The 16,052-nt window shown below is 37.8% G+C and carries 13 protein-coding genes and 1 tRNA gene; 6 read left to right on the top strand and 8 right to left on the bottom strand.

The window, feature by feature from the left end:
- Nucleotides 1-97: 97 nt before the first annotated feature.
- Both B5X53_RS13790 and B5X53_RS13785 read left to right on the top strand, forming a co-directional pair.
- Entirely contained in the window at nt 98-379 is a 282-nt protein-coding gene (locus B5X53_RS13790; RefSeq protein WP_079713796.1) for a hypothetical protein, read from the top strand.
- A 9-nt stretch (nt 380-388) separates the two neighbouring features.
- Entirely contained in the window at nt 389-772 is a 384-nt protein-coding gene (locus B5X53_RS13785; protein WP_079713795.1) for a group III truncated hemoglobin, read from the top strand.
- A gap of 161 nt (nt 773-933) precedes the next feature.
- Here B5X53_RS13785 and B5X53_RS13780 read toward each other — a convergent pair whose 3' ends face one another.
- From B5X53_RS13780 to B5X53_RS13765, 4 genes are all read right to left on the bottom strand, one after another.
- Nucleotides 934-1,500, bottom strand: a complete 567-nt coding sequence (locus B5X53_RS13780; protein WP_079713794.1) for a carbonic anhydrase — start codon at nt 1,498-1,500, stop codon at nt 934-936.
- Between the two features lie 293 nt (nt 1,501-1,793).
- Nucleotides 1,794-2,540: a universal stress protein gene (locus B5X53_RS13775; protein ID WP_079713793.1), complete on the bottom strand. Its 747-nt coding sequence runs from the start codon at nt 2,538-2,540 to the stop codon at nt 1,794-1,796.
- A gap of 84 nt (nt 2,541-2,624) precedes the next feature.
- Entirely contained in the window at nt 2,625-3,659 is a 1,035-nt protein-coding gene (locus B5X53_RS13770) for a response regulator (RefSeq protein WP_079713792.1), read from the bottom strand.
- A gap of 40 nt (nt 3,660-3,699) precedes the next feature.
- Nucleotides 3,700-4,932 (bottom strand): PAS domain-containing sensor histidine kinase, encoded by a 1,233-nt coding sequence (locus tag B5X53_RS13765; RefSeq protein WP_079713791.1) that lies wholly within the window; start codon nt 4,930-4,932, stop codon nt 3,700-3,702.
- Nucleotides 4,933-5,088: 156 nt separating this feature from the next.
- Here B5X53_RS13765 and B5X53_RS13760 point away from each other — a divergent pair, with 156 nt between their 5' ends.
- Nucleotides 5,089-5,847 carry a DUF481 domain-containing protein gene (locus B5X53_RS13760; RefSeq protein ID WP_079713790.1) on the top strand — a complete coding sequence of 253 codons (759 nt, stop codon included), beginning with the start codon at nt 5,089-5,091 and terminating at the stop codon, nt 5,845-5,847.
- Between the two features lie 103 nt (nt 5,848-5,950).
- Here the strand turns inward: B5X53_RS13760 and B5X53_RS13755 are convergent.
- A tRNA-Gln gene (locus B5X53_RS13755) sits at nt 5,951-6,023 on the bottom strand.
- 327 nt (nt 6,024-6,350) lie between these two features.
- Here B5X53_RS13755 and B5X53_RS13750 point away from each other — a divergent pair.
- Together B5X53_RS13750 and B5X53_RS13745 are read left to right on the top strand one after the other, a co-directional pair.
- The gene (locus tag B5X53_RS13750) at nt 6,351-9,653 is read left to right on the top strand and encodes a DUF2723 domain-containing protein (protein ID WP_079713789.1); all 3,303 of its coding nucleotides are present in this window, start codon (nt 6,351-6,353) and stop codon (nt 9,651-9,653) included.
- Nucleotides 9,654-9,781: 128 nt separating this feature from the next.
- Nucleotides 9,782-10,525 carry a polysaccharide deacetylase family protein gene (locus tag B5X53_RS13745; protein WP_079713788.1) on the top strand — a complete coding sequence of 248 codons (744 nt, stop codon included), beginning with the start codon at nt 9,782-9,784 and terminating at the stop codon, nt 10,523-10,525.
- Here B5X53_RS13745 and B5X53_RS13740 read toward each other — a convergent pair.
- The gene (locus B5X53_RS13740) at nt 10,522-10,818 is read right to left on the bottom strand and encodes a thioredoxin family protein (protein ID WP_075325076.1); all 297 of its coding nucleotides are present in this window, start codon (nt 10,816-10,818) and stop codon (nt 10,522-10,524) included. The two genes, B5X53_RS13745 and B5X53_RS13740, sit on opposite strands and share 4 nt — an antisense overlap.
- 87 nt (nt 10,819-10,905) lie before the next feature.
- Nucleotides 10,906-12,132, bottom strand: a complete 1,227-nt coding sequence (locus B5X53_RS13735) for a metallophosphoesterase (RefSeq protein WP_079713787.1) — start codon at nt 12,130-12,132, stop codon at nt 10,906-10,908.
- A gap of 203 nt (nt 12,133-12,335) precedes the next feature.
- On the opposite strand from B5X53_RS13735, the gene B5X53_RS13730 reads away from it, so the two are divergent.
- On the top strand, nt 12,336-13,313 hold the full coding sequence (locus tag B5X53_RS13730; RefSeq protein ID WP_079713786.1) for a glycosylasparaginase: 978 nt from the start codon (nt 12,336-12,338) through the stop codon (nt 13,311-13,313).
- A gap of 68 nt (nt 13,314-13,381) precedes the next feature.
- On the opposite strand, the gene cphA is transcribed toward B5X53_RS13730, so the two are convergent.
- Nucleotides 13,382-16,009, bottom strand: coding sequence for a cyanophycin synthetase (cphA, locus tag B5X53_RS13725; RefSeq protein ID WP_079713785.1), 2,628 nt, complete (start codon nt 16,007-16,009; stop codon nt 13,382-13,384).
- Between the last annotated feature and the right edge of the window lie 43 nt (nt 16,010-16,052).

The raw sequence follows: 16,052 nt of genomic DNA, 5'->3' as shown, positions 1-16,052 counted from the left end.
TAATTTTCACCGGGCTTTTTTTTTGAATTATGATTTTGCTCATAAGAATCCAGCGCCTTCAACCTTAATTTTACCTCACATTTAAAAATTAAAAATTATGAAACTTTACCAAACTTTGTTGGCCGATTTTGAAGAAATGAGTATGGGATATTCTGCAATTGGGATTATCGCATCCAGTTGTTTAGGATCTGTAGCTGCAATGCTAATATTAATGAACGGACATACCTTTATAGATATGCTTCAGCTTTTTATTGTAGTCGTGGTGTGTATGGGATTCAATACCGTGATTTTAGCGCAGTTTAAATCAAAAATTGTATTTAATGCACTTTTGCTAAGCCTTGCAATATCCTCTATCTTTATTCTTATAAATATTTTCTAAAACCACTTTATGAAGAATGATATTAAAACCCGGGAAGATGTTTTTCTACTGGTTTCCGGATTTTATAAAAAAGTAAGGCAAAATCCTGAAATTGGTCATTTTTTCAATGAGGTAATTGAAGACTGGGATACGCATTTTGAGAAGTTAACCGATTTCTGGGAAAGCAACCTCTTTTTTAAAGCAACCTACAAAGGCAATCCCCAAAAGGTTCACGTAAAAGTAGACCAGGAAAATAACCAGGAGATTTCCAATTATCATTTTGGGATCTGGCTAAAATTATGGTTTGAAACTATAGAGGAATTATATGAAGGTGAACTCGCCAACCGGGCAAAAAATAACGCCCGAAAGATGTCTTCACATTTATATTTAAAGATGTTTCAGGCTAGAAAATAGATTATACAAAAAGCTATCTAAAAAGGTTTTAAACGTCATTCTGAATTTATTTCAGAATCTAAACCGTTTGAATCAAAACATCTTAGAAGCTGAAACCAGTTCAACTTGACGAAATTAGACCTTTTTAGACAGCCTATTTAAAATTTTACTTGTCGGCTATATTATAGAAAATCTACTTTCCCGGAGTCTAAATTATAATAAGCCGGTACGATTTTCACTTTTCCGCTATCTGCAGCATCTTTAATGATGGTAGAACGTGTTTTAAGCTCTTCAGAGGTTAGCTGGGCATTTTTCTTCACTACATCATTAACCGGGGCATCTTTGCCTGAAGCAGCTATTGCCGGTGCAATATGAGAAACAAGGTGGTTCAGGTTATAACCATTATCTCCACCGCTCATAGCAGCAGTAACTGCGCCACAACTTTCGTGACCCATTACTATAATAATTTCAGTTCCAAGATTCGCAACCGCATATTCCATACTGGCAATAGAAGAACTATTAGCTATATTTCCGGCTACACGCACGGTAAATAATTCACCCAGGCCGGTATCAAAAGCAAGTTCTGGAACTACACGGCTATCGGCACAGCTTAATACAATAGCGTAAGGTTCCTGGCCTTTGGTTAATTCTTCCCTGCGCGATTTATCCTGTAGTTTTCCCTCTTTTTTATCGGTAGTAAAACGTTCGTTACCTTCTTTAAGTCTATTTAATACTTCGTCTTTAGTCATAATTTCTATTTAAAAAATTTATTATTTTCTTTATAAACATCTGAAAAAATTGAAATCGTCATTCTGGCCGAAATCGTTGTGATATTCAAAATTTAAGTTGTTATGATAGAATCCCGATGTTAATTCGCAATAAAGTCTGAAACAAGTTCAGTTTGGCCCAAATAAAATCTCTCAGATATCCTCTTTAAATTGAAGTATAAACATAAGGTTTTCTGCTATATTTAGCAAAATGCCAGGGGCTAAGGGACTAACTTTAATAGCCTAACAGCAAACTTTAACCAAATTTTAGAAATCTAACCGTGAAGAATAAGTACCGGGAGGTTTTGTTTCCGGGTTTCGGTAGCAGAAAGCCGGTTTAAAAGCTTTTCTGTAATATGAAGTTGGCGCGCAAAAAACACGATAACATTGGCTTTTATATTTGCCTCCGGCAAAAACTTCCCAAAAAAATCTGATTCTTCTTTTAGCGTTTTTCGGGTCAGTTTATAATTGGGAAGCTTAAAATCATCAATTTGTGCTTCAGAATTATTCAAATTAAATTCCCATACATCTATACTCACATCCCTGGCCATGGGTAGTTTATGCAATAATTGTAAAGCTTCAGTATGAACCGGGAACCGTAAATCTAAAGCAAGATAAAGTCTTTCCCATTGTTTAAATTCACAATTAGGCACCACCAGCACCGGGCATTTTACCTTTTTTACCACATTACATGTATTCCCGCCTAAGCCCTGGAAATTAGAAGTATTTTTGCCAGAGGCGCCCAATACGAGTAGATCTATCCTTTTTTCGGTTACCGCTTTCCGGGTTGCATTTATAAGATTATCCGCAAAAGGAAGGGTAGAAAAAGAATGTCCATTTGCAGCCGGCTCTTTTTTAAGCCTATCAACAAAATCTACAAGCGCTTCATCTATTGTTGAAGCTTCGCCGGTAGAAGAGGCATGAAGCACATAAAATTTAGATGCACCCGAATTTGAATTCAGGGCATAGCGTGCAGCATTATAAGCCTGGGGAGAAAAATCTGTAAGTATTAAAATATTCATAGGCTTGACCTTTCAGCACTAATTTTGGCCAAAAATAGCGTGAAAGATCAATCCTAAATATGATTCCCGTCAGTTCTGTAAAAATTAACTAATTGACTCTAACTTTTCTGCATTTAGAAGTTTCACATTTCTGCCTTCAATTTCTATAAGTCCTTCTTTTTTAAAATCGGAAAGTGTTCTTATTAGTGTTTCTGAAGCTATACCCGCAACGCCGGCAAGGTCTGCTCGGGAAATTCTAATACTGTGCAGTGGGTTTTTTTTTATTTTATGGGCAAAGAGTAAAATTGTTCTGGCAGTTTTTCTTCTTACTGAAGCATAGGCAATTTCCATTAGTTGCTCTTTTACGCCCATAAGATGGTCGCCCATTTCCTGCAGCAATTCCATACTAATATTGCTGTTACTTTTAAGAATCTCTCTTAATTCGTCTTTAGAAACTACGTAAAGTACACTGTCTTCTAAAGCCGTAGCATATTCGCCATAAGCTGAATTCTTATTAAAGCTTAAATTTCCGAAGAAATCACTTTCTTTATATAATTCGGTAATCATTTCTTTACCGCGGCTGTCGTATTTATGTGCTTTAACAACCCCGCGCTCTACCATATAAAAATGCAGGGAAGATTTTCCTTCTTCATAAATATTTTCACCCGCCTTGAAACTGATTTGTTCCCGGTTTCTCATCATTTCGCGAAAAGCGGAAAGATTCTGAATGGTTTCCCCATCATTATTATCTTTTTTCTGGGCTTGTAAAATCTCTACTTTTGCCAGCCTGCTTTCTATGGCACTTAAAAGGTCTTCTTCCTCAAAAGGTTTGGTTAGATAATCGTCTGCACCAAGATCCATTCCCCTTCTTACATCTTTATGCTCGGTTTTAGCTGAAAGGAAAATAAAAGGAATCCCTTTTGTTTGTGAATCTTCTGAAAGCCGCGTAAGCACATCGTAGCCATCAAGTTCCGGCATCATGATGTCGCACACAATTATATCTGGAATTTCTTTTTTTGCTTTATCTACACCCTTTTTTCCATCGGGTGCGGTTACTACTTCATAATTTGAGAGCTCCAGCAATTCTGCGGTATTCTCCCTAACGGTTACATCGTCTTCAATTAAAAGTATTTTTTTCATCTTAAACTATTTTCAATGTCCGCTCAAGTAACATAAGCGGTTATCTATTTTGATTAGGTAATATTACGGTAAATTTAGTACCTTTATTTTCTACGCTTTCAAATTTAATATTGCCTCCCATATTTTCAAGATGAACTTTAACAATATTAAGTCCTATGCCGGTTCCCTGGTTTAGTAAAGCATTTTCTGCCCTAAAATAACGTTCAAAAATATGTTTTTGATCTTTCTGCGGAATTCCCATTCCTTCATCTTCAACTTCAAAGATAATTTTTCCTTCAGCAGGAAATATTCTGAAATAGATTGTAGAATTTTCCGGAGAGTATTTAATGGAATTACCAATTAAATTTGAAAGAATAAGTTCCAGGATTTTTTCATCCTGATACAGGGTAATATCTTCCATCTCGCTATCATATTCTATCTCCTGCCCATATTTTAAAGTCACATTGGCATTATAAATTACTTCGTTTACCAGTTTATTAAGGCTAAAAGCGGTGTATTTGTAATTCACGTTCCCCGATTCCAGGCGTTCTAACGAAAGAAAATCATTTAAAATATTATTCAAATAATGCACCTTATTTTTTATGGTGGCAAGGTGTTTTGTTCTTTTTTCCTGCTGTTCGGTTTGAGTATATTTTTCGGCTAAAGTCGCCGAAGTCAGGATTCCGCTTAGGGGAGTCTTAAATTCATGACTAACCAGGGAAAGAAATTTGGTTTTTAACTCGTTGAGCTCTTTTTCCTGTTTTAGTGCGAGTTTAATACGTTTTTCGGCTTCTTTTCGCTTTGTAATTTCCTTTTCAAGGTTATCTACCGTATGTCTAAGTTCGCGGGTTCGTATTTTAATTTTGTCTTCCAGTTCGGCATTAAGTTCTCTAATGCGCTGCTGGTTTTCTTTTCTAATGGTTATATCTACAATTAGAGACATTACAAAACGCTCCCCATCTACTTTAAACGGATTTAATCCCGCTTCTACCGGAAATTGTGTTCCATTCTTTTTTACCCCGAACAAATCTCGGCCATGACCCATTTGTCTTTTCTCACTATCTTTCATAAACTTGTCGAAATGCTGATGGTGATTGGATTTGTAGCGTAAAGGGATTAAAATATTGAGATGTTCACCTAAAAGTTCGTCCTTTTCGTAACCAAACATAAGTAGGGCAGCTTGATTGGCCGTTACTATTGTTTGCTGGCTATCTACAACGATAACGCCTTCTGACGCTGCTTCGAATAATGTATTGAATATTTGTTCGTTTTCTCTAAAAAATTCTAAAGCCACAATTTATAGGTTAGGTATTTACGGAAACTAAATTACAAAGTGTTTAATGAATTACTAAGCAAACAGAGTTTTAATTTCAGATTATTAAAAAGAAGAAATTTGGTTTTTGTAGAAGACTTGCATTACTTTTTATCTTTGTTTTGTCAAAAAATTTAAATGAGCTGGAGATTCTTTTTATTATTTCTACTTCTTCCCTTATTGGGGCAGGCACAATTGGTAAATATTGAAACCAAACGCCTTCAAATAGATTCTACCAGGTTTGTATTAAATGCCGATTTTGCCTTTAATCACTCCAATAACGACGGAGTTTCGGTGAACCAGATAAACGGGACGTTAACCACACAGTTAAAATCAAAGAATTTAAAGCGAACCTATCTCTTTTTGGGAAATTATCGCTTAATAGATTCTGATGCAGGTAATTTGCAAAACTCATGGTTTTTGCACACACGTTTTAATTACAAACTGAGCTCAAAATTAAGCTTTGAATCTTTTTTACAGGGCCAATACAATCAACTTTTAGTGGTTGAACAAAGAAATCTTGTGGGTGCCGGTTTACGGTTAAACTGGGTAGACAGGAAGAATTTTACCGGATATTTGGGCAATAGCTATATGTATGAAGTTGAATATAGCGACAGGGCCGGGACTACAGAATACAATCATAGAAACAGCACGTATTTTTCTGTTTCCTATTTATCTAAATCAAAAAAATTTTCGGTTACCAATACGGTTTACTACCAGCCACTTTACAAAAATCTTAAAGATTACAGGCTTTTAGAACAGTTTAGGCTGGACATTCCGCTGGCAGATTGGTTTAAGGTTTTTACGATCTACGATTATTATTTTGACAGCAAAACACCTTTAAATACCCGGGAATACACTTCGCAATTGCAAATTGGAATTGGCTTTAGTTTTTAGGGATTATCATTGTGGCTAGCGCATTCTAACAATAACCGTATTACAAACTTTTTGCTCTAAAAACAAAAAAACCGAACTCTTTTGAGAATTCGGTTAATTTTTGTTGGCCTACTAGGGCTCGAACCTAGACTCTTCTGGACCAAAACCAGACGTGTTGCCAGTTACACCATAGGCCATTGCTGTAATGCGGATGCAAATTTAAAACAAACTTTCTATTGCGCAAACTTTTTCTGCAAAAAATGAAACCTATTTTTTGCAACTTCAATTTTAACTGAAATATCCATAAAAATCAAAATCTTAAAACAGCTTTATTTTCAGGTGTTTCAGAAAATATTTCGTTTTAACTTCCGTTAGTAAGCTAGCTCAGAATACAGCTTACAGCTGGCTTAATGGAAAAATACATCCTGGCTTCTAAGTAAGCCTAAGAGCATTTAATTTTCTATTATAGAGCATTCATAATTTTATTATTAAATTCGCCACATACTACTCAACTTTACTCAATAATGACAGATTTTAGCTTCAGGAAGTGGAATAAAATACTAGGATGGCTTGTATTTGTAATTGCGCTCACTACTTATACCCTCACCTTAGAACCCACCGCAAGTTTTTGGGATGCAGGTGAATACATTGCAACCTCAGCAAATCTTGAAGTAGGCCACCCACCGGGCGCGCCTTTCTATCAGATGCTGGGTGCATTCTTTTCCACATTTGCACCAGATAATTCCCAGGTAGCACTTATGGTAAATTTTATGTCGGCAGCCGCAAGTGCGTTTGCTATTTTGTTTATGTTCTGGTCTATAAGTCTGCTGGTTTTAAAAGTGGCCGGCCCTGTTGAAAAGTTGAAACCCGCCAATAAAATGGCTGTTTTGGGTAGTGCCCTGGTAGGTTCTTTAGCCTTTACTTTTACTGATAGTTTTTGGTTCAGCGCAGTAGAAGCAGAAGTTTATGCAATGGCCGCCTGCCTAATGGCGCTTATGTTTTATTTAGGTTTACTGTGGGAACGCGATATGTTTAAACCCCGCGGAAATCGCTGGTTAATTCTTATTTCCCTGGTTGTTGGTTTATCTTTTGGAGTTCACTTTATGGGACTGCTTACCATTCCCGCCATCGGATTTCTATATTTCTTTAAAAATTATAAAAAAGTAACTGTAAAGAACTTCATTATTGCCAATATTGTAGTGGTAGCTGTGTTGATGTTTATTTTTAAACTTCTTCTGCCCTACACGCTTACTTTCTTTGCTGCTTCAGAATTATTTTTCACTAATTCCCTGGGACTTCCGTTTAACACAGGGACCATTATCGCACTTTTAGTAATTGTTGCTGCTTTTTACTTCGGAATTAATTATACACGAAAGAAAAATTATTTTCAGCTTAATACATTATTCCTTTGTATACTTTTTATCCTTATTGGATTTTCCAGCTGGGTGATGCTTCCTATAAGATCTAATGCTCCTACGGTTATTAATGAAAACAGTCCTGATAATGCGCGAGAGCTACTAGCCTATTACAACCGTGAACAATACGGGGAAACCCATTTATTTTACGGCCCGCAGTTTTCTGAAATGTATGCCGGTTTAGATGAAGACAATCCTTATACCGATGCTAAACCCAAGTATGAAAAAGACGAAGAAGCCGGGGAATATATTATTGTAAACGATTATAAAAACGCAAAGCAAAACCTGGACGACTCTCATAAAGCAGTTCTGCCCAGGATGTGGAGTTCGCAGCATGCTGCAAATTATATGGATTTTACCGGTGCGTTAGATTTTACTATAAAACCGGAATACCAGGGTGAAGAGAGACTTGTAAGCGCGGTAAACGAATTTCAAAACCGCTTTGCCCAGGGAGAATTGGATAATAACGATTATCATAACTTTCTAAGGCAATTTGGTGAATATTTGAATATTGAAAAACCATCGTTCGCTTCAAATATCGGGTACTTATTAGAGTACCAGATTGGCTATATGTACTGGCGATATTTTATGTGGAATTTTGTTGGAAGACAAGACGATATCCAGGGAAAATACACCGATATGCACGGTAACTGGATTAGTGGTATAGATTTTATAGACGAGATGCACGTTGGCCCGCAAGACAATCTCCCCAGTGATGTAAAAAACAACAAAGCCAGAAATACCTATTATTTTCTTCCGTTAATTTTAGGGTTAATTGGTCTGGTTTTTCAATTTAAACGAGATAAAAATAATTTCTGGGTCCTGCTGGTGTTTTTCCTTTTTACGGGAATCGCACTAAAAATTTACCTAAACGAAAGACCTTTTGAACCGCGAGAACGTGACTATGCCTTAGTGGGATCGTTTTACGTTTTTGCAATCTGGATCGGATTTGGGGCCTACGCCCTCTTTGATTGGGCTAAAAAATTCCTGAAACCAAAAATCGCGGCACCTATAGTTATAGCCGCATCAATTTTAGCGGTTCCTGTACTTTTAGCTTCAGAAAACTGGGACGATCACGACCGTAGCGGCCGGGATTCTACCCTCACCATGGCCAAAATGTATCTGGATTCCGTAGATGAAAATGGTATTATTTTTACCATTGGAGATAACGATACTTTTGCGCTCTGGTATGTACAGCAAATTGAACGTTACCGTACTGATGTTAGAGTGGTAAATACGAGTCTTTTTGCGACCGACTGGTATATAGACCAGATGAAGCGTAAGGCTTTTGAGAGTGACCCCATACCATCACAATTTGAAAATGAAGATTACAACGGGGTGAACGACGTGGTTTTTGCCAAAGAAGTGACCCGCGATACAATTCCTATTAAAACGTGGTTGAATTATATTCAGAATGATGACGCCAGAACCAAAGCCGAATTACAAAGCGGCCAGACAATAAACACCTTCCCTACGCGAAACATAAGTGTTCCGGTAGATAAGCAAGCTGTTTTAGAAAACGGTATCGTAGAAGAACGTTTTGCCGATCAAATTGTAGATGAAATTGTTATTAATATAGAGTCGCAAGCTATTTATAAGAATACATTATTAATGCTGGATATTATTGCTAATAATAATTGGGAAAGGCCAATTTATTTTTCCGGCGGAAGCTTTAGTGACGAAGATTATCTTTGGATGAAAGAATACCTGCAACTTGAAGGTGTAGCTTATAAACTTGTTCCTATTAGAACCCCAATAGACCAAAGAAATCCTTACGATATGGGACGTATCAATACCGATAAGATGTACGACATTGTAATGAACTGGGATTGGGGTAATATGGGATCAGACGATATTTATCACGATACTGAAACACGTCGAAATTCCATTACTTATAGGAGTAATCTTGCCAGGTTGATAGAAAACCTGTTAAACGAACAAGATACTACACGTGCAAAGAAAGTGCTGGATCTGGCAATGGAAAATATGCCGGTAGAACATTTTCAATATTATGCTCTATTAGAACCTTATGTAAGCGGTTATTATGAAGTTGGTGAACCCGAAAGAGCGAGGGAGCTTTGGGAGAAAATTGCTAAGAAATACCAAGAAAACCTCGAATATTACAGCAGCTGGGATATAGACAGACAATATCGAAATTTCAATGAAATTGTATCAGATATTGAGCGTTACCGGGCGCTTGTGGATTTACTGGTAGTGCATCAGGACGAAGAAATTCTCGAAGAAAAAGCCGAAGAATTCAATGAACACCTGGAAATGTTCCGTCATTTTTATGGTGAAGAAGAAGAAATAGACCCGCAAGATCCACAGGAGAGTGCTATTCAGGAAGGTTTGAATCCTGAATTGAATCAGGGAAATAATTCGCTTAGAATAGATTCTGCGGTAGAAGAATAACTGAATTTGAATGTATTCCTGTAAGATTTTTAGAACCTTGCAGGAATACTTTTTTTAGATACGGAGTGACAGAAAGAAGATTTCACGTTGCAACCCGAATCAGCTTTCCTCTGAACCACTTTTCTAATATGAATCCGTTTTTTATAAAATATCCTTCAATTTTAAGGAAACTCTATCCCAACAGAATTACCCGGATTCAGGGTAAAAAAAGCATTTATCTCACTTTTGATGATGGGCCAGTTCCAGAAATCACACCCTGGGTTTTAGAGCAATTAAAGCGATACAATGCAAAAGCGACATTCTTTTGTATTGGTGACAACATCAGGAAAAATCCAGAAATCTTTCAGCAATTGTCAAAAGAAAATCACAGTATTGGGAACCATACGTTTAACCATTTAAACGGGTGGAAAACTAAAACCGAAGTCTATGTTGAAAATATAATTAAAACTGAAAAATCACTATTAGAAAACAAGAAGAAGAAAGAAAAAAGAGAAGAGAGAAGAGCTATTAAAAACCAGCCCCAAGATTCAAGAAGAGAAACCCAGAAAAACCCGAAACCCGCAACCTGCAACTCGCAATCCGAAACTTCAACGCAAAAACTCTTTCGTCCTCCTTACGGGAAAATCAAAAATTCACAGGCTTCAGCCCTTGTAACACTGAATTATAAAATAGTAATGTGGGATGTTATAAGTGGGGATTTTGAAAACCGAATTTCTAAAGAAAACTGTTTAAAAAATGTGATAGATAATGCTTCAGTTGGAAGCACAGTGGTTTTTCACGATAGCCGGAAGGCCTTTAAAAATCTAAAATATACACTACCTAAAGTCCTGGAATTTTATGCTGAAAAAGGTTTCAGTTTTAAAGCACTTTAAATATATTCTTTAAGAATACCTACCAGCGTTGCAGCGTCCTGTTCTCCCGTTTGGCGCCATTTCATCTCACCAGATTTATAGATCATTAAAGTTGGCAAAGCTTTTACCCGCAGCGCTTCGGCAAGTTGAGCATTTTTATCTACATCAATTTTTATCACTTTTGCCTTATTGCCCATAGAAGCGGCAACTTCCCGTAAAACCGGACTCATAGCTTTTGAATCTTCATTCCATTCGGTATAGAAATCTAACAAGACCGGAATATTGAGATCTATTAATTCTCCAAATTTTGACATGTAGCTTTTCTTTTAATTAGAATTCCTCAACTAAACTCATACTATTTCCGGAGCAATCACTCACTCAAATATAGCAAATTCTCCAGATTATGCAGGTTTTGAGCCTTTTTTGAGTTCAATTACACTTATTTCTGGCCAAATTCCTACGCGACCAGGAAATGCCAAATACCCAAATCCTCGGTTTACGTTAATATAACGGCCAAATTCCTCATATATTCCTGCCCAGTTTTGATAGCGATACTGAACCGGGCTCCATCTAAACCAGCCTGGAATTTCAATACCAAACTGCATTCCGTGGGTATGACCACTAAGCGTTAAATGATAATGTTTAGGATCATTCTTTATTTTTTCCTGCCAGTAAGAAGGATCATGACTCAATAAAATTTTAAAATCTTTTTCGCTCAAACCTTCTCCTGCCCTATCAAGATCACCTTCTTTTTTAAATCCGCCGGCACCCCAATTCTCCACTCCTACCAAAGCAATTTTTTCACCGTTTCGCTCAATAATCTTATGCTCATTCAGCAAAAGCTGCCAGCCCATCTTGGCGTGGGTTTCTTTTAAAGTATCCAGGTTTTGATTTTTCTCTTCAGAAGAATTCCAGTTTTTATAATCGCCATAATCGTGATTTCCCAGGATCGAATAAACCCCGTCCTTCGCTTTTATTTGACCAAACATTTCCTTCCAGGGTTCCATTTCTGAAGCTTCATTATTTACGAGATCGCCCGTAAAAACCACCATATCGCTTTCCTGCTCGTTGAGTAAGTCTAAGCCGTATTTAATCTTGTTTTTATTATCAAAACTACCACTGTGCACATCGCTAATCTGGCTTAATCGGTAACCGTCAAAAGCATCGGGCAAATCTTTAAAATATAACGTATAACGCAAAACTCTAAAATTATATTTCCCCTGGTACATTCCGTATAAAACCGATGCTAAAGGAATGGCAGCAAGTCCCATTGCTAGCTGACTCAAAAATTTTCTACGTGAAGGAAGCGAGAAATTTCCCCTAGAAGAAGACAACTTTTCATATCCCGCTACCCCCATTCTATAAATATCTTCCCCAAACATAATTAAGGTAAGGATAAGTTTAAAAAGCAATACCGAAAGTAGAAACCCAAAGGCATAGCCCCGCGCCCCGGTGAGGACACTACCTACCACAGGTGTAAGCCATTGATATAGGAAATTCCCCAAAACCGCAGCGGTAATAACAAAATATAAAATTATTAACCAGTAATTTCGGGTAAGAGTTTTTAAAGCCTGGTAGGCATAAATCTCTATTAAAAGAAAAAAAACTATAAATATAATCCAGCGCATGAGTACTCTTAAATTTTTGCGAATATACTTTTAATCATTACTTTATAAATTTCGTTTAGGTTTAATTTAACGCCTGTCTTAGTTATAAAAACCCTGGAATTCTATTCCTAAATAGTGCCAGAAACGTCGTTCAGCTATAAAATTTGACTATACCGGCAATAAGAAGTATTTTTCACAGCTTTTTCAATTGAAACCTATTTTATATGAAACGAAGAAATTTTATAAAAGCTGCCGGAATTGCGGGAGCAGGCGTAGGGCTCCTCCCCGGAAACTTAAATTTAAACGCCGCAACATTTAGAAAGGAGCAAAAGCCTACACCAATTTGTATCGCCACCTGGAATTTTCACGAAGCCAGTAAAACTGCAGGCGAACTTCTTTATAAAGGAACTTCAGCTTTAGATGCCGTAGAACAAGGTGTTAGAATTGAAGAAGCTAATCTTAAAAATACTACGGTTGGAAATGGCGGCGCACCAGATCGTGATGGCAATGTAACTTTAGATGCTTGTATTATGGCTCCTTCCGGAGACTGCGGCAGCGTAGTCTATTTAAAGGAAATTGAACACCCGGTTTCAGTAGCCAGGAAGGTTATGGAAGAAACTCCTCACGTCATGCTTGCGGGGGAAGGCGCTTTACAATTTGCCATTCAGCAAGGATTTCAGCGAAAAAACCTGCTTACTGAAGAATCGGAAAAAGCCTGGAAAGAATGGCTGATAGATAAAGAATACAAACCCGTTATTAACATAGAAAATCACGATACCATAGGAATGCTTTGCCTGGACGACAGGGGCGATATTGCCGGTGCCTGCACTACCTCTGGCCTTGCTTACAAAATGAATGGTCGCGTAGGCGATTCCCCCATAATCGGTGCCGGCTTATACCTGGATAACGAAATTGGCGGGGCTGTTGCCACGGGAATGGGCGAAGTAATTTTGAAAAGTGTTGGGAGCTTTCTAATTGTTGAATTAATGCGACAGGGTAAAAGTCCGCAGGAAGCCTGTGAAATAGCCGTGCAGCGAATTATTAAACAAAACCCAAATTACAAAGATTTTCAAGCTGCATTTATAGCTCTACATAAAAACGGAGAAATAGGTTCTTATTGCATTCACGAAGGCTTTTCGTATGTTAAATATCAGGACAGTAAAAACATAAATACCACCAGTAAATCTTACATTTCTCAATAAGGAATCATCCCATTTTTAAACCTTAAATTCTAATACAGTTTTGCATTGGAATTTAAGGTTTTACTTATTTATAAATTATAAAGTTTCTTTACCTCTTTTTCCTTTAATTTCATCACGAGTTCCAGGGATTCGGCAACCATATCACTGCATAGCACAATAAGAGAACCATCTTTAGCATTTTCTATAGCTGAAGTAATAGCTTCTTTTTCTGAATCTATATTAGTAATTTTCTTATTGGGATGGTTCTCTCTAATGCCTTTTTTAAGCATTTCCCTAATATCCGTGGTTGATTTTCCTCGCAAATTCTTGTCCTGCCTAATAATTATTTCATCAAAAATCTCTGCAGCAATACTTCCTATTTCTTTGGTATCTTCATCGCGGCGATCGCCCACCCCGGCTATAATCCCAACTTTTATTGTAGCTTCCATTTTATCAAGCATATCTTTTAAGGCTCTTAAACCCGCCGGATTATGCGCATAATCTATCAATACCTGGAAGTTTTGAAATTCGAATAAATTAAGCCTTCCCGGGGTTTGACCCGGAGACGGAATAAATGTTTCTAAAGAAACCTTGATATCTTCTACACTAAAACCTCTTACGTAGGCTGCAAGCACAGCCGGTAATACATTCTGGATCATAAAAGTTGCCTTTCCCCCAAAGGTTAAAGGTACATTCACAGCTTTTATAATTCTTAATTTCCATTCGCCTTTACAAATAGTAATATAACCACTCTCATAAATAGCCGACAGGCCACCTTTCGCTGCCAGAGCTTTTATATGAACGTTATTCTCGTCCATAGAAAAGAGGGCGACATTGCTTTCTACACTTTTACTCATATTAAAAACCAAATCATCATCGGCATTTAAAATCGCATAGCCTTCTTTCGTTACGGTTTCCGGTAAAACTCCCTTAACGCGGGCCAGTTGTTCAATACTGTGTATTCCTTTCAATCCTAAATGGTCTCCCGTTACATTGGTAACAATTCCCACATTGCATTTATGAAAACCCAGGCCGGATCTTAAAAGACCTCCGCGAGCACATTCTAAAACTGCATAATCTATGGTAGGATCCCGCAGTACAAACTCCGCGCTTGATGGCCCTGTGCAGTCGCCCTGCATAAGCATGCGGTTTTGAATATATACTCCATCGCTGGTAGTGTAACCAACCCGGTGCCCTTTCATCTTAAGCATATGGGCAATAAGTCTTGTTGTCGTTGTTTTCCCATTGGTGCCGGTTACTGCTATTATTGGAATTAGGGCACTGGTTCCCGGTGGAAACAGCATATCCACAACATTTGCTGCCACGTTTCGTGGAATTCCTTTAGACGGAGCAAGGTGCATTCTAAAACCGGGAGCCGCGTTTACTTCTATCACTGCACCATTAGTTTCTTCCAGGGGTTTGCTAATATCGGTGGTCATTAAATCTATTCCGCAAATATCCAGGTCTATGATTTTTGAAATCCTTTCAGCCATAAATATACTGGAAGGATGCACCATATCGGTTACATCTTCTGATGTTCCACCGGTGCTTAAATTTGCCGTATCCTTTAAAATAACCTGTTCCCCTTTTTTTACGATGGTCTCCAGGGTATACCCATAAGATTGAATAATACTTTTGGTAAGATCGTTAACCGTAATCATGGTAAGTACTTTCTCGTGACCATAGCCTCTTTGTGGGTCACTGTTAACCTCATCTATCAATTCTTGTAAACTCGATTTTCCATCGCCTATCACGTGCGCCGGGGTGCGTTTTGCTGCGGCAACCAGCTTATGGTTTATTACCAAAAGGCGATAATCGTCTCCGGTTATAAAATTCTCGACTATTACTGAATTAGAAATTTTTTTGGCCGCTTTAAAACCTTTAATCGCCGCTTCCATAGAATTGATGTCTACGCTAATGCCCCGACCGTGATTCCCATCTATTGGTTTAGTAACCAACGGAAATCCAATTGTAGCAATAGTCTTTTTTAGTTCCTTCGCAGATTCTATAATTCTGCCTTTAGGTACTAGTACCTCGGCTTGCTCCAGTAAATATTTGGTATCTTCTTTATCGCAAGCCAGTTCTACACCAATACTGCTGGTTTGGCTGGTTACGGTAGCATGAATTTTTTTCTGATTTGCCCCATAACCTAACTGGCAAAGCGAATACTGGTTTAGCCTAATCCACGGAATACCGCGACTGGCGGCTTCCTCTACAATAGATCCCGTACTTGGCCCTAGCCTTTCAGACTCACGAAGTTCTCGCATTTCCTGTAAATCGGCTTCCAGGTTATACGTTCTTCCTGCAATAAGCGCTTCACATATACGCACCGCACTTTCTGCGGCAAATCTTCCGGCTTTTTCTTCTAAATAATTAAAAACCACATTGTAAACACCTTCTTCGCCATAACCACGCGTTCTCCCAAAACCCACATCCATTCCTGCCAGGGTTTGTATTTCTAAAGCAATATGTTCTATAACATGACCCATCCAGGTACCATCATCTACCCTCATAAAAAAACCTCCCTCGCAACCTTCAGAGCAACGATGTTCATACATTGTTGGAAACATCGCCTTGATGCGCTCACTAAAACCCGGCACTTTATTGGTTGGTTTTTGTTCCATATCTTCAAGATCAAGGACCATGACAATTAATTTATGCCTTCTAACCGACCAATAATTGGGGCCGCGCATAGCATTTATTTCCCGTATCTTCATATTTTACCTACCTATTTATTTTTCTGAAACTCTGTTATTTAGC

It is taken from the genome of Salegentibacter salinarum, assembly GCF_900168115.1.
GTDB lineage: Bacteria > Bacteroidota > Bacteroidia > Flavobacteriales > Flavobacteriaceae > Salegentibacter > Salegentibacter salinarum.
Note: the sequence above shows the minus strand (reverse complement) of the source record. Positions and strands in the feature narration are given on the sequence as shown.